Raw genomic sequence first — 18,353 nt, forward strand, 5'->3', positions numbered from 1 at the left:
CAGGGCACCACCACATCAAAAGAGGGGAAACACTATGCGCACCACGGGCATCTGGGCTCTCGCCCTGACGACACTGATTGGCTCACAGAGCGCCATCGCGGCGGATTTACCCGGCAAGGGAATAGCGGTACAGCCGGTACAAAGCACCATTTCCGAAGAGACGTTCCAGACGCTGCTGGTCAGCAAGGCGCTGGAAAAACTGGGTTACGACGTGAAGGAACCGCGCGAAGTGGATTACAACGTCGCCTACACCTCCATCGCCTCCGGCGACGCCACCTTTATCGCGGTCAATTGGGATCCGCTGCACGCCGATCAGTACAAGGCCGCCGGCGGCGACGCCAAGTTCTACCGCGAAGGCGTCTACGTCAACGGCGCCGCGCAGGGCTACCTGATCGACAAGAAAACCGCCGAGCAGTACCACATCACCAACGTCGAACAGCTCAAGGATCCCAAGATCGCCAAGCTGTTCGACACCAACGGCGACGGCAAGGCCGATCTGACCGGCTGCACCCCGGGCTGGGGCTGCGAGGCGGTGATCAACCATCACATCAAGGCCTATGGCCTGAGCAATACCGTCGAACACAACCAGGGCAACTACGCGGCGATGATCGCCGACACCATCACCCGCTACAAAGAGGGCAAACCGGTACTGTATTACACCTGGACGCCGTACTGGGTCAGCGATGTGATGGTGCCGGGCCGCGACGTGGTCTGGCTGCAGGTACCGTTCTCTTCCTTGCCGGGCGAGCAGAAGAACGTCGATACCAAGCTGCCTAACGGCGCCAACTACGGATTCCCGGTCAACACCATGCGCATCGCCGCCAACAAGCAGTGGGCCGAAGCCAACCCGGCGGCCGCCAAGCTGTTCGCCATCATGAAGCTGCCGATCGCCGACATCAACGCGCAAAACCTGCGCATGCATGAAGGCCAGGCTTCGGAGGCCGACATCCAAAACCACGTCAACGGTTGGATCAAGGCGCATCAGGCGACCTTCGACGGCTGGGTGAAAACCGCCGCCGAAGCGGCGAAGCCGTAACCGAGCGGGGGCGCCTCTGCCGCGCCCCTACCCCGCCAGATCGATGCCGCTGAACTGTAAAAAACGGGCGGCGGCGTTCGACAAGGGCTGCGGCCAGATGCAATACACCTGGCGCCGCGGCCCGTCTTCAATCGGAATCGACACCAGCGCGCTTAAGCGTTGCGCGGTCGAGATCGGTACGATGCCCGCCGCCAACCCGCGCCGCACCAGATTCTCCAGCCATTCGATATGATCGATTTCAAAACTGACGTGCCGGCGGATGCCCGCCGCCTGAAAGGCGCGGTCGGTTTGGCGCCGCGCGCCGGTGCCGCTGTAGAAATCCACCAGCGGCACTTCCGCCAGCGCCTGCAGGTTCACACGCTCGCGGTTGGCCAGCGGGTGCTGCGGCGCCACCAGCGCCACCAGCGGCTCATCGGTCAACTGCCGGTGCGACATCGGCAGCAGATCGACATCGCCGGGCCAGATGCCGACGAATGCCATATCGCACTTCTGCTGACGCACATCCTCCAGCAGGGCTTCGCTCATGCCAACGTACAGGCGGATGTTTACCGCCGGATAGTGGCGATGAAACTTGTCGAGTTTTTCGGTCAGATCAATCGCGTTTATGGTTGAAATCGTGCCGATGGTCAGGGTGCCGGACACCGCATCGCCGGCGGCGGTCACCTCCTCCACCAGCGCCTGCTGCGCCGCCAACAGTCGCTGCGCCGAGGGTATGAAAGCCTGGCCGGCGGGGGTCAAGCGCACCCGGCGCGAAGTACGTTCAAACAGCGTACAGCCCAGCTCTTCTTCCAGTTTGGCGATCTGGTGGCTGAGCGCCGACTGCACCGTATGGCAGCGCTGCGCCGCCCGGGTGAAACTCTGTTCTTCCGCCACCGCCAGCGCATAGCGGATCTGTTTCAGGTTCATGGCATCTATCTTGAAATGAGATAAATAAAATGAAAATTATACATTGGTTTCCGGACGCGCGTTGCCGGATACTGCGCGCCATCTTCTTTCCGTGATGAAAAAAACATGAACCAACAAAACGCCCATCCGGGCCTCAGCCCGGCGCTGACCGTGCTGATTGCCATCGCAACCGGTCTGGCGGTCGCCAGCAACTATTACGCGCAACCGCTGCTGGAAACCATCGCCACCGGTTTCAACCTGTCGGTCAACCAGGCCGGCTTTATCGTCACCGCCGCGCAGCTCGGTTACGCCACCGGCCTGCTGCTGCTGGTGCCGCTCGGCGACATGTTCGAACGCCGCGGCCTGATCGTGTTCATGACGCTGCTGGCCGCCGGGGGCATGCTGATCACCGCCACTTCCGCCACGCTGCCGATGATGATCCTCGGCACCGCGCTCACCGGGCTGTTCTCGGTGGTGGCGCAGATCCTGGTGCCGCTGGCCGCCACGCTGGCCCACCCGGAAAAGCGCGGCAAGACCGTCGGCATCATCATGAGTGGCCTGCTGCTCGGCATCCTGCTGGCGCGCACCGTCGCGGGCGCCTTGGCGTCGTTCGGCGGCTGGCGCACCATCTACTGGGTCGCCAGCGTGCTGATGATCCTGATGGCGCTGATCCTGTGGCGCGCGCTGCCGCGCTATAAGCAACACTCCGGGCTGAACTACCCGCAGCTGCTGGCCTCGATCTTCAGCCTGTTCTGCCGCACGCCGCTGCTGCGCACCCGCGCCATCCTCGGCGCCCTGTCGTTCGCCAACTTCAGCGTGCTCTGGACCTCAATGGCCTTTCTGCTCGCCGCGCCGCCGTTCAACTATTCCGAAGGGGTCATCGGACTGTTCGGTCTGGTGGGCGCCGCCGGAGCGCTGGCCGCTTCGCGCGCCGGGCATCTGGCGGACAAAGGCAAGGCCGGGTTGACCACCACCGTCGGCTTGGTATTGCTGCTGCTGTCCTGGATACCTATCGCGCTGGCTAAACAATCGCTGTGGGCGCTGATCGCCGGCATCCTGATCCTCGATCTGGCGGTGCAGGCGGTACACGTCACCAACCAGAGCGTGATGTATCGCATCATGCCGGAGGCGCGCAACCGCCTGACCGCCGGCTACATGACCAGCTACTTTATCGGCGGCGCCCTCGGTTCGCTGCTCTCCGCGTCCGCCTATCAGCATGCCGGCTGGTACGGCGTAGCCGCCGTCGGAGGGGTGTTATGCCTGCTCAACCTGCTGACCTGGTGGCTCGGCAAGCATCACGATCCGCAGGGGCCGGCGGCAATCTGATTATCGTGCAAATAGTCACTAAAGAAATTTATTAGCGGTGCAGGGTATAAACATTACTTACTCTCTGGTAATGTTCTGGGCATAAACTATTGACGACCTATCTACCCTGCGACCCACAACCATGCAAAGCCAAGCTGCAGACAGCCTTACTCCGCCCGCCGTCAGCGCCACCTTCGCCAACGGCGTCGTCGACAGTTTGCCGATCGTCATCGGGTACGTGCCGGTGGCGTTCGCTTTCGGCCTCAGCGCCGTCAAACTGGGCTTTTCCCCGCTGGAAAGCATTTTCTTCTCCTGCATCATCTACGCCGGCGCCAGCCAGTTCGTGATCACCGCCCTGCTGAGCGCCGGCATGTCGCTGTGGGTCTCCGCGCTGACGGTAATGGCGATGGACGTGCGCCACCTGTTGTATGGCCCGGCGCTGCGTCACCGCATCGTCTCGCGCCTGTCGCCCGGCAAAACGGCGCTGTGGGCCTTTGGCCTGACCGATGAGGTCTTCGCCGCCGCCACCGCCAGGCTGATGCGCAATAACCGCAGCTGGAGCGAAAACTGGATGCTGGGCATCGCGCTCTGTTCCTGGCTCTCTTGGGTAGCCGGCACCGCGCTCGGCGCGCTGTTCGGCAACGGCCCGCTGGAGCAGTTCCCGGTGATCGAGGCCTCGCTCGCCTTCATGCTGCCGGCGCTGTTTCTCAGTTTCCTGCTGGCCGCTTTCCGGCGCCCGCAGAGCCTGACCATCGCCGCCGCGCTGGCCGGCGCGCTGCTCGGCGTGGTGCTGTTCTCCATTCCGGTCGCCATTTTGGCCGGCATCGGCGCCGGCTGCGCCGCCGCCCTGTTCCAACCCCCGCACGCGGAGGCCAGCCATGAACACTGATGTGTTGGTGATCGGCCTGGTGGTGGGCTGCGCCAACTACCTGTTCCGTTATCTGCCGCTGCGGCTGGCGCCGGCGCGCGCTCAGCCCGGCATCAAACGCGGCAAAGCCGCCCTGCTGCTCGACAGCATCGGCATCGCCTCCATCTGCGCCCTGCTGGTGGTCTCCAGCACGCCGGTGGTGATGCGCGAACCGGACAAGCTGCTGCCGACGTTAGCGGGGTTCGCCGCGCTGGCGCTGTGTTTCTACCGCAGTAAAAGCATCATTCTGTCGACGCTGCTCGGCGCGACGGCCTTTGGCGTCACATTAAAATTGTTAATGTTTTTCGGCCCTGGCTGACGCCGCCTCCGACCGTTTGGCTTCACACTGGCGTTTTCAGGCGTCACATCTTTACAAACACTGACAAATGACACGAATTGCTAAATTATCCGCACGGCTGAACATTTACATTATTTGTCACCGTCGTTACTATCTCGAACGAAATTAATGAGGCCCTAAATTATGGAAAGCTCGTTTGCCCCCATAGAACAAATGCTGAATTTCCGCGCCACGCGGCAGAAAGATTTCCCTTATCAGGAAATCCTGCTGACCCGTCTGTGCATGCACATGCAAGGCAAGCTGCTGGAAAATCGCAATAAGATGCTGAAAGCGCAGGGGATTAACGAAACACTGTTTATGGCGCTGATTACCCTGGATGCGCAGGAAAGCCACAGCATCCAACCTTCTGAGCTAAGCTCTGCCCTGGGCTCCTCGCGCACCAATGCGACCCGCATCGCCGACGAGCTGGAGAAGCGCGGCTGGATCGAGCGCCGGGAAAGCGACAACGATCGCCGCTGCCTGCATCTGCATCTGACGCCGCAGGGGGAAGAATTTCTCAGTCAACTGCTGCCGCCGCAGCACCAATGTCTGCATTTCCTGTGGTCCACGCTGACCGACGATGAGCAAAAACAGCTGGAACAGCTGACGCGCAAATTGCTGGCACGTCTGGATCAAATGGAAATCACAGAACAGTTACCCTAATTCACAATTTCTGTTCAGGTACCTACTTATGCGATCCCCATTTCACTGGAGATTCACCCCGCTGTTCGCCGTGTTGCTGCTGGCCGGGTGTGCTTCTACCGATAATATTGCCCCGCAATCCACGCTGATGGATCCGCAGAGCCTGCAGTTGGCTCAGCCGAAAGTCAGTTCGCTGGCCGTCAGCCCGCAGTGGTGGCGCGCCCTCAAGGATCCGCAGCTGGACGCCTTGATGACGCAAACACTGCAAAGTTCGCCGACCCTGCGTCAGGCCGCCGCCCGCGTGCGCGAAGCGCAGAGCGTGGTAGGCGAAGCCAACGCCGCCAACGGGCCGAACCTGGATCTGAACGCCAGCACCCAGCGTCAGCGCGTGCCGCAGAACGTCAATATGGGGCTGGGGTATCCGCATAAGCCGATCTATTCAAGCTCCAACTCGCTGGGGTTGAACCTGGCGTACGAGTTCGACTGGTGGGGCAAATACCGCAACCAGGTGAACGCCGCCAAGGCGCAAGTGAACGCAGCGCGCGCCGAGCAGGAACAGGCGGCTCTGACGCTGACCAGCTCGGTGGCGTCCGCCTACTATCAGCTGCAGAGCAATCTCGCGCTCGAGAAGCTGCTGCAGCAGGAAGTGAACAACAACGAGCGCCTGACCGCGCTGCGCCAACAGCGCTATCAGGCCGGCCTGACCGGCGTCGACGTGCCGCAACAAACCCAGGCGCAGTCCGACGTCGCCAAACAGCAGATTCTGCAGCTGCAGTCGCAAATCGAACAGCTCAGACACCAGCTCGCCGCGCTGGCGGGCCAGGGGCCGAACGCCATGCAGCACCTGCGTCAAGTGCCGCTGCCTGCAGACAACCTGATGGCGCCGCAGGGCGAACTGACGGCGGATCTGCTGGGCAAACGCCCGGACATCGCCGCGCAACGCCAGCTGGTGGAGTCTTACAGCCAGCGCGTCAGCGCCGCGCGTAAAGAGTTTTACCCCAGCCTGACCATTTCAGCCTTCGCCGGCCTGATGACCACCAATACCAGTGGCACCAGCCCGAATCTGTTTGAAGCGGCCAGCCAGGCCTGGAACGTGATGCCGGCGATCTCGCTGCCGATCTTCCACGCCGGGGCCCTGCGCAGCAAGCTGGGCGAGGAATCCGCGCTGTATGACGAAGCGGTGGAATCCTACAACCAAACCATCCTGAATGCGGTACAGGAAACCGCCGACGCCATCACCATCCAGCAGAGCTCTGCACAACAGCAGCTGCAGGCGGCGTCCGCGGCCCAGTCGATGCAACAGGTGTATCAGGTCGCCAACGCCCGTTACCAGGCAGGGATTATCGGGCGCGACGATCTGTTGACCAGCCAGACGCAGCTATTGCAGCAGCAACAGGCGGAGTTGAATGCCAGCAGCAATTTACTGCAGGCGAAGATAGGACTGATCCGCGCGTTGGGCGGTGGCTATCAGGCCCCGGCCGCAGCGGATTCGAAAGCATAATAATATAAGGCTTGGAGAACACCATGAGCGCAAGCGCGGAAACCCAAAACCCGCAGCAGCCGAGCGGCAAAAAGAAGCAGCGCAAATTTTGGCTGCTGTTGCTGACGGTTATTTTCATTGTTATAGGGGTGGCTTATTTAGTGTATTGGTTCCTGGTGCTGCGTCATCACCAGGAAACCGACGACGCCTACGTCTCCGGCAACCAGGTGCAGATCATGGCCCAGGTGTCCGGCAGCGTGAACAGCGTCAACTTCGACAACACCGACTACGTCAAGCAGGGCGACGTGCTGCTGACGCTCGATCCGACCGATGCCGAGCAGGCGTTTGAACGCGCCAAAACCGGCCTGGCCAACAGCGTGCGTCAGACCCACCAGCTGATCATCAACAGTAAGCAGTATCAGGCCAACATCGCCTTGCGCAAGACCGATCTGAGCAAGGCCGAGAACGATCTGAAACGTCGCGTGGTGCTGGGCAGCGTTGACGCCATCGGCCGCGAAGAGCTGCAACACGCTCGCGATGCGGTCGACAGCGCCAAAGCCGCGCTGGAAGTGGCGGTGCAGCAATACAACGCCAACCAGGCGATGGTGCTGAACACCCCGCTGGAACAGCAGCCGGCGATCCAGCAAGCCGCCGCGCAGATGCGCGACGCCTGGCTGGCGCTGCAGCGTACCAAAGTGATCAGCCCGATTACCGGCTATGTCTCGCGCCGCAGCGTGCAGGTCGGCGCGCAGATCGCCGCCGGTTCGCCGCTGATGGCGGTAGTGCCGGCCGATCACATCTGGGTTGACGCCAACTTCAAGGAAACGCAAATCGCCAATATGCGCATCGGCCAGCCGGCGACGGTGGTCAGCGACGTCTACGGCGACGACGTGGTGTATCAAGGCAAAGTGGTCGGTATCGACATGGGCACCGGCAGCGCCTTCTCGCTGCTGCCGGCCCAGAACGCCACCGGCAACTGGATCAAGGTGGTGCAACGTCTGCCGGTGCGTATTGAGCTCGACGCCAAGCAGGTGGCCGATCATCCGCTGCGCATCGGTCTTTCGACGCTGGTGACCGTCGACACCGCCAACCTGGACGGCCGCGTGCTGTCTGACGTGGTGCGCGACAAACCGCTGTATCAGAGCGACGCGCTGGCGTTGAATCTGGCGCCGGTTAACCAGCTGATCGCCGACGTGATCCATGCGAACGCCGGCTAAGCGCGCGGGAGGCCATCTTGCCACAGAAACCGCTTGAAGGCGCCCAGCTTGCCTGGATGACGGTCGCGCTCGCCATGGCGACCTTCATGCAGGTGCTGGACTCCACCATCGCCAACGTGGCGATCCCCACCATTGCCGGTAACCTCGGGTCTTCCAACTCGCAGGGCACCTGGGTGATCACCTCGTTCGGCGTGGCGAACGCCATCTCGATCCCGATCACCGGCTGGCTGGCGAAGCGCATCGGCGAAGTGCGGCTGTTCCTCTGGTCCACCGCGCTGTTCGTTCTCGCCTCCTGGCTGTGCGGCATCTCCAACAGCCTCGGCATGCTGATCTTCTTCCGCGTGATCCAGGGCGTGGTGGCCGGGCCGCTGATCCCGCTGTCGCAGAGCCTGTTGCTGAACAACTACCCGCCCGCCAAGCGAGCGATGGCCCTGGCGCTCTGGTCGATGACCGTGATCGTCGCGCCGATCTTCGGGCCAATTCTCGGCGGTTACATCAGCGACAACTACCACTGGGGTTGGATCTTCTTCATCAACATCCCGATCGGCGCCTTCGTTATCCTGGCGGCGATGGCGACGCTGAAGGGGCGAGAAACCAAAACCGAGATCAAGCCGATCGACACCGTCGGTCTGGTGCTGCTGATCGTCGGCATCGGTTCGCTGCAGGTGATGCTCGATCAGGGCAAGGAGCTGGACTGGTTCAACTCGACCGAGATCATCACCCTGACCGTCGTGGCGGTCGTGGCGCTGCTGTTCCTGGTGGTCTGGGAACTGACGGACGATCATCCGGTGGTGGATTTGTCGCTGTTCAAGTCGCGCAACTTTACCATCGGCTGTCTGTGCATCAGCCTGGCGTACATGCTGTATTTTGGCGCCATCGTTCTGCTGCCGCAGCTGCTGCAAGAGGTGTACGGCTATACCGCCACTTGGGCGGGGCTGGCGTCGGCGCCGGTCGGGCTGATCCCGGTGCTGCTGTCGCCGATCATCGGTAAGTTCGGCAACCGGCTCGACATGCGCAAGCTGGTGACTTTCAGCTTCATCATGTATGCCGTGTGCTTCTACTGGCGCGCCTATACGTTTGAACCGGGCATGGACTTCGGCGCTTCGGCCTGGCCGCAGTTCGTTCAAGGTTTCGCCATCGCCTGCTTCTTCATGCCGTTGACCACCATCACGCTGTCCGGCCTGCCGCCGGAACGCATGGCGGCGGCATCGAGCCTGTCGAACTTTACGCGAACCCTGGCAGGGTCGATCGGCACCTCTATCACCACCACCCTGTGGACGCAGCGCGAATCGCAGCATCACGCGCAGCTGACGGAGTTCGTCAACCCGTACAATCCGCAGTCGCAGGAGATGTACCGGCAGCTCGAGCAGCTCGGCATGAGCAAGCAGCAGGCGTCGGCCTACATCGCCAACGAGATCACGGCACAGGGGCTGATCATCTCCGCCAACGAGATTTTCTGGCTGTCGGCCGGGGTATTCCTGGTGCTGCTGGCGCTGGTGTGGGTAGCGAAACCGCCATTCAGCTCCGGCGGCGGCGGGGGCGGTGGCGCTCACTAAGCTTCAATAAACGAAACGGGCGCCCTGAGGCGCCCGTTTTTTTATTCGACGTAATGAAAATCACGCCTGATTCTGACGCCACCAGTCCGCCAGCAGAATGCCGGTCGCCACGGAAACATTCAGGCTTTCTACCTTGCCGGTGCCGCCGATAGACACGTTCATATCGCCCTGCTGCCAAGCGCTGTCGCTGAGGCCGTCGCGCTCCTGGCCAAGCACCAGCACCATCTTGGCCGGCAGCTTGGCCTGCGCCAGCGCGGTGCCTTTGTGGCTGGAGGTGGTGACGATGGTGTAACCCGCCTTGCGGAAGGTATCCAGCACCGACAGGAAATCATCGGCGTTGATCGCCTTGATGTGCTCCGCGCCGCCTTCTGCGGTACGCACCGCCGCGCCGGATTCCAGCAACGCCGGATCCTGCAGCAGCACGCCGTTGACGCCGAAGTGGGCGCACGAACGGACGATGGCGCCCAGGTTATGCGGGTTGCCGACTTCTTCCAGCGCCAATACGCAGTCGGTCGCCGGCGCAGTTTTCAGGTAGGTCTGCGCATCCAGGCCCTGACGCTTTTTGATCAGGAAGCAGACGCCGCCGTGGTGCTCGGTGCCGGAAGCCTTGGCCAGCTCTTCCTCATCCACCACGTGGTAGGCTTTGCGGTTAGCCGCCATCCAGCGCAGCGCTTCACGGAAGCGCGGCGTGACCGACTGCACGAACCAGGCGCGCACGATCGCTTCCGGACGGCTGGCGAACAGCGCCTGACAGGCGTTCTCACCGTAAACGCGGGTTTCTTCCGCGCGCTGGCGGCGCAGCTGTTCCGGATCGATAAAGCTTTTGCCGCTGATGCCGCCGTGATCGAACGCCGGCTCTTCACTCGGCGCGCGCGACACGGTTCTCCACGGCGACTCGTTGCCGCCGCGATCTTCAGAGCGCGCCGGACGGCGAGGACGATCGCTTTCACTGCGGCGGGAATCGGCTCCGCGACGGTCATTGCCGCCGCGCGCCTTGTCTTGACCGGTGCGGCCCGAGCGCGCACCGTCAGCCAGACGGCCTTTGCCGGCCGGACGTTTATTCTTGTTGCGGTCGTCGCCGTTGTCGTCGTCGCTGCGGACGTACATCACTTTGACCTTACCGTTCTTGCCACTAAATGAATCGTTCATTGTCTTCTCCACCAACGCGCAGGGCGCGAAGATTACCTGATGTTGGTGCATGAAGCCACCAACTTGCGCTAAAAGCTCCCAACTATCACATCCATTGAACAAACCTCATTGTTCATGCGCCGGGTTTTGCCGATAATCGTCAGCATTAAAGAAACATCTCCGCAACCGCGTTGCGGGGACCCGGCTTTCTCAGTACCCGAGGTCAACATGAATACAGTTTGTGCAGCTTGCAATGCCACCAACCGTGTGCCGGAAGAACGTCTGGCGGACAACGCGAAATGCGGCCGCTGCGGCCATGAGCTCTTCGACGGTGAAGTGATCAACGCCACCGCCGCCACGCTGGACCAGTTGCTGCAGGACGATCTGCCGGTCGTGGTCGATTTTTGGGCGCCGTGGTGCGGCCCGTGCCGCAGCTTTGCGCCGATCTTTGAAGACGTGGCCGAAGAGCGCGCCGGCAAAGTGCGCTTCGTGAAAGTGAACACCGAAGCCGAGCCGGAACTGAGCGCACGTTTCCGCATCCGCAGCATCCCGACCATCATGGTGTTCCGTCAGGGCAAGATGGTCGACATGCTCAACGGCGCGATGCCGAAGGCGCCGTTTGACAACTGGCTCAACGAGTTAGTGTGATTCGGCAAGTATAGGCCGTATCCCGCCATCGCGCGCGAACGCGCCCCGATCGAGCCCGCCCCTCCCGGCGGGCTTTTTTCTGCGTTACAATAGCGGTTTTTCCCCAGGATCGTTATGACCGACAACGCCGTACTTCGCCTGCGCCAATTCCGTTTAGACCGCGCCACCCGCCCCTTTCTGGCGCGCGGTTGCCGGGTGGCGCGTTGTCAGGGGTGCCTGCTGCCGCATAAGAACTGCCTGTGCGACACCATTCGCCCGCAGCAGGCCGGCAGCCGTTTCTGCCTGATCATGTTCGGCGCAGAGCCGCTCAAGCCCAGCAACACCGGGCGCCTGATCGCCGATATCCTGCCGGACACCCAGGCGTTCCTCTGGTCGCGTACCGAGGTCGATCCCGCCCTGCTGGCGGCCATCAACGATCCGACACGGCAGCCTTACGTGGTGTTCCCCGCATCCTACGCCGACGCCGAGCGGCCGGTGTTCAGCGAACTGCCCGTCGGCGGCAAACCGCCGCTGTTCATCATGCTGGACGGCACCTGGGCGGAAGCGCGCAAAATGTTCCGTAAAAGCCCGTATCTCAATAAATTCCCGGTGTTTTCACTCAACGTCGACGCCGCATCGGCCTACCAGCTGCGCGAAGCCAGCCGCGCCGAGCAACACTGCACGGCGGAAGTGGCCGCCGCCCTGCTGCAACAGGCGGGCGATATGCCGGCCGCTGACGGATTGAATCAGCATTTCCGCTATTTCCGTCAACAGTATCTGGCGGGAAAACCGACCCGACCGGAGGCACCGGTCACAGCAATGTAGCCATAAAGCGCCTAAAATCAGGCGTAACGTTGCCAAAAGGAGCCGTGCATGAGCCAGCGAGGGTTAGAAGCGCTACTACGTCCCAAATCGATCGCCGTGCTGGGCGCTTCGCAGCAGCCGGGCCGCGCCGGCAACCTGATGATGAGCAACCTGCTGGCCGGCGGTTTCGGCGGGCCCATCTTGCCGGTGACGCCGCGCTACAAGGCGGTATGCGGCGTCATGGCCTATCCCGACGTCGCCAGCCTGCCGCTGACGCCGGATCTGGCGATCATCTGCACCCACGCCAGCCGTAATCTGGCGCTGATTGAAGCGCTGGGCCAACGCGGCTGCAAAACCGCCATCGTGCTCTCTTCGCCGCCGGAACAGTTCGCCGAGCTCAAAGCCTGCGCGCAGCGTTACGCCATGCGGCTGCTGGGCCCCAACAGTCTGGGGCTGCTGGCGCCGTGGCAAGGCATCAACGCCAGCTTCTCGCCGGTGCCGATCCAAAAGGGCAAGCTGGCGTTTATCTCGCAGTCCGCCGCCGTCGCCAACACCATTCTCGACTGGGCGCAGCAGCGCGAAGTTGGCTTCTCCTATTTCATCGCGCTGGGCGACAGCCTGGATATCGACGTCGACGACCTGCTCGACTTTTTGGCGCGCGACAGCAAGACCAGCGCCATCCTGCTGTATCTGGAAAACATCAGCGATGCGCGGCGCTTTCTCTCCGCCTCGCGCAGCGCCTCGCGCAACAAGCCCATTCTGGTGATCAAAAGCGGCCGTAGCCAACAGGCGCAATTACTGCTCAACAGCCAACTGGGGCTGGACGCCGCCTATGACGCCGCCATCCAGCGCGCCGGCCTGCTGCGCGTCCAGGATACCCATGAGCTGTTCTCGGCGGTGGAAACCCTCAGCCATATGCATCCGCTGCGCGGCGAACGGCTGATGATCGTCAGCAATGGGGCGGCGCCGGCGGCGATGGCCTTGGACGAACTGCTCGGCCGCAACGGCAAGCTGGCGACGCTGAGCGAGGAGAGCCTGGCGACGCTGAGCGACGCGCTGCCGGACTTCATTCGCGCCGGCAACCCGCTCGACCTGCGCGACGACGCCACGCCGCAGCGTTATCTGGCGGCTCTCGAAGCGCTGCTCGACAGCCACGACTATGACGCGCTGCTGCTGATCCACGCGCCGAGCGCGGCTGCGCCCGGCACTGCCACGGCGCAGCGGCTGATCGACGCGCTGCATCGCCATGCGCGCGGCAAGCGCATCACGCTGCTGACCAACTGGTGCGGCGAATACTCTTCGCAAGAGGCGCGCCGGCTGTTTACCGAAGCCGCCATTCCGACTTACCGCACGCCGGAAGGCGCGGTCACCGCCTTTATGCATATGGTGGAATACCGCCGCAACCAGAAGCAACTGAAGGAGACGCCCGCGCTGCCGGTCGGCCTGACCGCCAATACCGCCGATGCCCACCGCCTGATTCATCAGGCGCTGGCCGAAGGCGCCACCCAGTTGGATACCCACGAGGTGCAATCCATTCTGCAGGCCTACGATCTGAGCACCCTGCCGACCTGGATCGCCGAAGACAGCGCCGAAGCGGTGCACATCGCCGAGCAGATCGGCTATCCGGTGGCGCTGAAGCTGCGCTCGCCGGATATCCCGCACAAATCGGAAGTTCAGGGCGTGATGCTTTACCTGCGCACCGCGACCGAAGTGCAACGCGCGGCGGAGGCGATCCTCGACCGCGTGAAGCGCACCTATCCTCAGGCGCGCATCCACGGCTTGCTGGTGCAGAGCATGGCCAACCGCGCCGGCGCCCAGGAGCTGCGCATCGCCGTGGAGCAGGATGCCATTTTCGGCCCGTTGATCATGCTGGGAGAAGGCGGCGTAGAGTGGCGCCAGGAAAATCAGGTCGCGGTCGCGCTGCCGCCGTTGAATATGGCGCTGGCGCGTTATCTGGTGCTGCAGGCGGTGAAAGGCGGCAAGATCCGCGGGCGCAGCGCACTGCGGCCTTTAGATATCCCCGGGCTGAGCCGCTTGCTGGTGCAGGTTTCCAACCTGATCCTTGACTGCCCTGAGATCGCCCGACTGGATATTCATCCGGTGCTGGCTTCCGGCAGCGAGTTCACCCTGCTGGACGTTTCGATGCAGCTCGCACCGTTCAGCGGCGATCCGCAGGCGCGGCTGGCGATTCGGCCTTATCCGCATGAGCTGGAAGAAACCATCGCGCTGAAAGACGGCAGCCAATGCCTGTTCCGCCCGATCCTGCCGGAAGACGAGCCGGCACTGAAGCATTTCATCGACCGGGTGACCAAGGAAGATCTCTATTACCGCTACTTCAGCGAGATCAACGAGTTTACCCATGACGATTTGGCCAACATGACGCAGATCGACTACGATCGGGAAATGGCCTTTGTGGCGGTGCGGGCAGACGAGATTATCGGCGTGACCCGCGCGCTGTCCGATCCGGACAACACCGATGCCGAGTTCGCCGTGCTGGTACGTTCCGACCTGAAAGGCCTGGGCCTGGGCCGCCAGCTGCTGGAGAAAATGATCGCCTATGCGCGCGCGCATGGCCTGACCCGCCTGAGCGGTATCACCATGCCGAATAACCGCGGCATGATCGCGCTGGCGCAGCGGTTGGGCTTTGGCATCGAGGTGCAGCTTGAGGACGGCATCGTCAATCTGACGCTGCCGCTGCAGGCCGACGACGCGCAGTGACCTGCGTCGCAATGCGCTACGAATCCACCACTTAACGCCAAAACATACGCACAATCGAGGCAACTAATGGTATTATCGCCCGATTATTCGGTTTATTGTTTTTAAGTCTGTGGCGTTCCGGCCATCAATCATGAGAGAAGAAGCGCACTGTGATGTTGTCAAAATTTAAACGTAGCAAACATCAACAACACCTTGCACAACTGCCCAAACTCCCCCAGACGGTTGCTGATGTTCGTACTCTGTACGCGCCGTCCGACTTTCGCGCCACGCTGCTGGATTCCATCGCCAACGCCACCCAACGTATCTATCTGGTGGCTCTGTATCTGGAGCATGACGACGCCGGGCGTGAGATCCTCAACGCGCTGTATCAAGCCAAACAGCGGCGGCCCGAGCTGGAAATCTGCGTGCTGGTCGACTGGCACCGCGCACAGCGCGGGCGCATCGGCGCCGCCGCCGCCAATACCAACGCCGACTGGTACTGCGCCATGGCCAGCCAGCATCCGGAACAGTCGGTGCCGATCTACGGCGTGCCGGTCAATACTCGCGAAGCACTGGGCGTATTGCATCTGAAAGGTTTTGTGGTCGACGATACCGTTATCTACAGCGGCGCCAGCATCAACGACGTCTATCTGCATCAGCATGAGAAATACCGTTACGATCGCTACCAGTTGATCACCAACGGCGTGCTGGCCGATACCCTGATCGATTACATCAAGCAGCATCTGCTCACCGCCGGCGCCGTACAACGCCTGGATCGCAGCGATCGGCCGAAAAGCCCGGAGATCAAAAACGAAACCCGTCTGTTCCGTTTCGCCCTGCGCCGCGCCGGTTACCACTTCCGCGGCAAGGCCGGCAACGATGAGCTGGCGGTGACGCCGATGGTTGGGCTAGGCAAACAAAGCGTGCTGAATAAAACCATTCATCACCTGATGTCATGCACCGACCAGAAACTGACGCTGTGCACTCCCTATTTCAACCTGCCGGCGCTGCTGGTGCGCAACATCATTTATCTGCTGCGACAGGGCAAGCAGGTGGAAATCATCGTCGGCGATAAAACCGCCAACGATTTCTATATTCCGGAAGACCAGCCGTTCAAAATCATCGGCGCGCTGCCCTACCTGTATGAGATCAACCTGCGCCGCTTCCTGAGCCGGTTGCAGCGTTACATCGACACCGGCCAACTGATCGTGCGTTTGTGGAAGGATGGCGATAACAGCTATCACCTGAAAGGCATGTGGGTAGACGAAGAGTGGCAGCTGATTACCGGCAATAACCTCAACCCGCGCGCCTGGCGGCTGGATCTGGAAAACGCCATTCTGATCCACGATCCCAAGCAAGAGCTGCGCGAGCAACGGCAGAAAGAGCTGGAATGCATCCGTACTCATACCACTGTAGTCGGCCATTATCAGGAACTGCAAAGCATTCAGCAGTATCCGATCAAGGTGCGTAAGCTGATTCGGCGTCTGCGCCGTATCCGTATCGATCGGCTGATCAGCCGTATCCTGTAAGCGGTATGCTGACCCCGGCCAAGGCCGGGGTTTTTATTACAGCTGTATCTCCTTGCCTTTGCGATGCAACCGGAGCGAGACCAGCAGCGCCAGCAGGCACATGCCGGAGACATACCAGAAGAAAGCGTTCTCCACGCCAAACGATTTAAGCGACAGCGCGACATATTCCGCCGAGCCGCCGAACATGGCGTTCGCCACCGCATAAGACAAGCCCACCCCTAAAGCACGTACCTCCGGCGGGAACATTTCGGCTTTAAGCAGCCCGCTGATCGCGGTGTAAAAACTGATGATGAACAGCGCCAGCACGATCAGGCCAAACGCCATATAAGGATTACTCACCTCTTTCAGAGCGAACAGGATCGGCACCGTCAACACCGTGGCAAAGGCCGAGAAGATCAACATCGAGCTGCGACGGCCGATTTTGTCCGAAAACGCGCCTACCGCAGGCTGCAGCAGCATAAAGACGAACAGCGCGACGGTCATGATGGCGCTGGCCAGCTTGGCGTCCATACCGGCGGTATTCACCAGATATTTCTGCATGTAGGTGGTGAAGGTGTAGAAGGTCAGCGAACCGGCGGCGGTAAAGCCCAGCACCATCAGGAACGCCTTGCGATTTTTCCACAGCCCCGTCAGCGAACCGGCATCTTTGTGGTTACGCGTCTTCGCATCGGAGGTTTCATTCAGCGAACGGCGCAGGTACAGCGCAACTACCGCCAACACGGCACCCAGGGCAAACGGAATGCGCCATCCCCAGGCTTTCAGCTCTTCGGCGGGCAATATCTGCTGCAGGATCACCAGTACCAGCAGCGCCAACAGTTGCCCGCCGATCAGCGTCACGTACTGGAACGAGGCGTAAAAGCCGCGTCGCCCCTTAATCGCCACCTCGCTCATATAGGTCGCGCTGGTGCCGTATTCTCCCCCTACCGACAGCCCCTGGAACAGGCGGGCGATCAGCAGCAACGCCGGCGCCCAGCTGCCGATCGATTCATACGTCGGCAGGCAGGCGATCACCAGCGATCCGGCGCACATCATGCAGACTGAAAGCAGCATGGAGTTTTTTCGGCCATGCTTGTCGGCAATATAGCCGAACAGCCAACCGCCGATAGGTCGCATAAAGAAGCCGGCGGCGAAAACACCGGCGGTTTGCAGCAGCTGCGTGGTGCTGTTGCCCGCTGGAAAGAACGAGGCGGCAAAATAAATGGAACAGAAGGAGTAAACGTAAAAATCAAACCACTCCACCAGATTGCCTGATGAAGCCCCGACGATAGCGAAAATGCGTTTCTTGTTATCCAGCGCCCCCTGTTCGACGCCGTGCTCATCCCCAAGAGCCGAGGTTGTTTCTGTCATGATGTATTCTCCGAGCCATAGCAATGATGAAATTTGGCTTCCTGCCGCCCTGGTTGTTACTTTATTGTTACTTATAAGTTAACAGCCAAACTTAATAGCGGACGAAGAATATCTGACATTCAGAGAAACAATGCGTTGGTTTTGTGATGAATATTAAACAGTACGATGAAAGCTGAAGCGGATTACAACGGGGATTTTCCATTTTACGCAAAGCAAAAAGCCCTGAACGTCAGTTCAGGGCTTTCGGCTTTATTTGATGCCTGGCAGTGTCCTACACAATTCGTCTCATCCTGAGACTCTCCCCTCCGGGGCCGCCGCAAGCGGCGTTAAGGCCCGTTCCCGACGGGCCTTTCGCATGCCCATGCTCGAGCAGAACGCCAGATAACAGACAAAGCAAAAAGCCCCATGCTTTCGCATGAGGCTTTTTGCTTTATTTGATGCCTGGCAGTGTCCTACTCTCGCATGGGGAGACCCCACACTACCATCGGCGCTACGGCGTTTCACTTCTGAGTTCGGCATGGGGTCAGGTGGGACCACCGCGCTATTGCCGCCAGGCAAATTCTGTTTCATTCCAACCGCTTCACTTCCATGAAGCCATCAGAACCAATCTTGGAACGTCGCTGAAAATCTCTCTAAAAACACCTTCGGTGTTGTAAGGTTAAGCCTCACGGATCATTAGTACTGGTTAGCTCAATGCATCGCTGCACTTACACACCCAGCCTATCAACGTCTTAGTCTTAAACGTTCCTTCAGGGGCCTTGAAGGCCCAGGGAAGACTCATCTTGAGGCAAGTTTCGCGCTTAGATGCTTTCAGCGCTTATCTTTTCCGCACTTAGCTACCGGGCAATGCCATTGG

The 18,353-nt window shown here is 61.0% G+C and carries 15 protein-coding genes and 2 rRNA genes; 12 read left to right on the forward strand and 5 right to left on the reverse strand.

Features of this window, described 5'->3' with window-relative positions; genetic code table 11:
- Positions 1-34 precede the first annotated feature (34 nt).
- Positions 35-1,036 (forward strand): glycine betaine/L-proline ABC transporter substrate-binding protein ProX, encoded by a 1,002-nt coding sequence (gene proX, locus HWW83_RS12090; RefSeq protein ID WP_033644160.1) that lies wholly within the window; start codon positions 35-37, stop codon positions 1,034-1,036.
- Positions 1,037-1,063: 27 nt separating this feature from the next.
- On the opposite strand, the gene HWW83_RS12095 is transcribed toward proX, so the two are convergent.
- Positions 1,064-1,942: a LysR family transcriptional regulator gene (locus HWW83_RS12095; protein WP_042785250.1), complete on the reverse strand. Its 879-nt coding sequence runs from the start codon at positions 1,940-1,942 to the stop codon at positions 1,064-1,066.
- A gap of 105 nt (positions 1,943-2,047) precedes the next feature.
- Between HWW83_RS12095 and HWW83_RS12100 the strand changes: the two genes are divergently transcribed.
- The 7 genes from HWW83_RS12100 (at position 2,048) to emrB (ending at position 9,365) form a co-directional block, all read left to right on the forward strand.
- The gene (locus tag HWW83_RS12100) at positions 2,048-3,247 is read left to right on the forward strand and encodes an MFS transporter (protein WP_033644162.1); all 1,200 of its coding nucleotides are present in this window, start codon (positions 2,048-2,050) and stop codon (positions 3,245-3,247) included.
- A gap of 121 nt (positions 3,248-3,368) precedes the next feature.
- The gene (locus HWW83_RS12105; RefSeq protein ID WP_033644163.1) at positions 3,369-4,115 is read left to right on the forward strand and encodes an AzlC family ABC transporter permease; all 747 of its coding nucleotides are present in this window, start codon (positions 3,369-3,371) and stop codon (positions 4,113-4,115) included.
- Positions 4,105-4,452 (forward strand): L-valine transporter subunit YgaH, encoded by a 348-nt coding sequence (gene ygaH / locus HWW83_RS12110; protein ID WP_033644164.1) that lies wholly within the window; start codon positions 4,105-4,107, stop codon positions 4,450-4,452. The genes HWW83_RS12105 and ygaH overlap by 11 nt, the downstream gene beginning before the upstream one ends.
- A 162-nt stretch (positions 4,453-4,614) precedes the next feature.
- The gene (mprA, locus tag HWW83_RS12115) at positions 4,615-5,133 is read left to right on the forward strand and encodes a transcriptional repressor MprA (protein WP_004928879.1); all 519 of its coding nucleotides are present in this window, start codon (positions 4,615-4,617) and stop codon (positions 5,131-5,133) included.
- Between the two features lie 28 nt (positions 5,134-5,161).
- Complete coding sequence (locus tag HWW83_RS12120; RefSeq protein ID WP_033644165.1) at positions 5,162-6,613, forward strand: efflux transporter outer membrane subunit; 1,452 nt, start codon at positions 5,162-5,164, stop codon at positions 6,611-6,613.
- A 23-nt stretch (positions 6,614-6,636) separates the two neighbouring features.
- Positions 6,637-7,809, forward strand: a complete 1,173-nt coding sequence (gene emrA / locus HWW83_RS12125; protein WP_016929855.1) for a multidrug efflux MFS transporter periplasmic adaptor subunit EmrA — start codon at positions 6,637-6,639, stop codon at positions 7,807-7,809.
- A gap of 17 nt (positions 7,810-7,826) precedes the next feature.
- Complete coding sequence (gene emrB / locus HWW83_RS12130; RefSeq protein ID WP_033644166.1) at positions 7,827-9,365, forward strand: multidrug efflux MFS transporter permease subunit EmrB; 1,539 nt, start codon at positions 7,827-7,829, stop codon at positions 9,363-9,365.
- Positions 9,366-9,425: 60 nt separating this feature from the next.
- Here emrB and HWW83_RS12135 read toward each other — a convergent pair whose 3' ends face one another.
- A complete protein-coding gene (locus tag HWW83_RS12135) occupies positions 9,426-10,514 on the reverse strand; it encodes a tRNA/rRNA methyltransferase (protein ID WP_176589322.1) in 1,089 nt (362 codons plus the stop codon).
- Positions 10,515-10,721: 207 nt separating this feature from the next.
- Here HWW83_RS12135 and trxC point away from each other — a divergent pair, with 207 nt between their 5' ends.
- The 4 genes from trxC to pssA all read left to right on the forward strand — a co-directional run bounded on the left by trxC (position 10,722) and on the right by pssA (position 16,150).
- Positions 10,722-11,141, forward strand: coding sequence for a thioredoxin TrxC (gene trxC / locus HWW83_RS12140; protein WP_004928868.1), 420 nt, complete (start codon positions 10,722-10,724; stop codon positions 11,139-11,141).
- Positions 11,142-11,255: 114 nt separating this feature from the next.
- Entirely contained in the window at positions 11,256-11,945 is a 690-nt protein-coding gene (locus HWW83_RS12145; protein WP_033644168.1) for a tRNA-uridine aminocarboxypropyltransferase, read from the forward strand.
- A gap of 48 nt (positions 11,946-11,993) precedes the next feature.
- Positions 11,994-14,642: a bifunctional acetate--CoA ligase family protein/GNAT family N-acetyltransferase gene (locus HWW83_RS12150; protein ID WP_122016696.1), complete on the forward strand. Its 2,649-nt coding sequence runs from the start codon at positions 11,994-11,996 to the stop codon at positions 14,640-14,642.
- A gap of 152 nt (positions 14,643-14,794) precedes the next feature.
- Positions 14,795-16,150 (forward strand): CDP-diacylglycerol--serine O-phosphatidyltransferase, encoded by a 1,356-nt coding sequence (gene pssA / locus HWW83_RS12155; protein WP_033644170.1) that lies wholly within the window; start codon positions 14,795-14,797, stop codon positions 16,148-16,150.
- 36 nt (positions 16,151-16,186) lie between these two features.
- Here the strand turns inward: pssA and HWW83_RS12160 are convergent, their stop codons facing one another.
- The 3 genes from HWW83_RS12160 to HWW83_RS12170 form a co-directional block, all read right to left on the reverse strand.
- The gene (locus HWW83_RS12160) at positions 16,187-17,497 is read right to left on the reverse strand and encodes an MFS family transporter (RefSeq protein WP_033644171.1); all 1,311 of its coding nucleotides are present in this window, start codon (positions 17,495-17,497) and stop codon (positions 16,187-16,189) included.
- Positions 17,498-17,936: 439 nt separating this feature from the next.
- Positions 17,937-18,052 (reverse strand): 5S ribosomal RNA (gene rrf, locus HWW83_RS12165).
- A gap of 99 nt (positions 18,053-18,151) precedes the next feature.
- Positions 18,152-18,353, reverse strand: a 23S ribosomal RNA gene (locus HWW83_RS12170); the annotation flags it as partial.

Origin of the sequence: Serratia ureilytica (assembly GCF_013375155.1) — a bacterium.
Lineage (GTDB): Bacteria > Pseudomonadota > Gammaproteobacteria > Enterobacterales > Enterobacteriaceae > Serratia > Serratia ureilytica.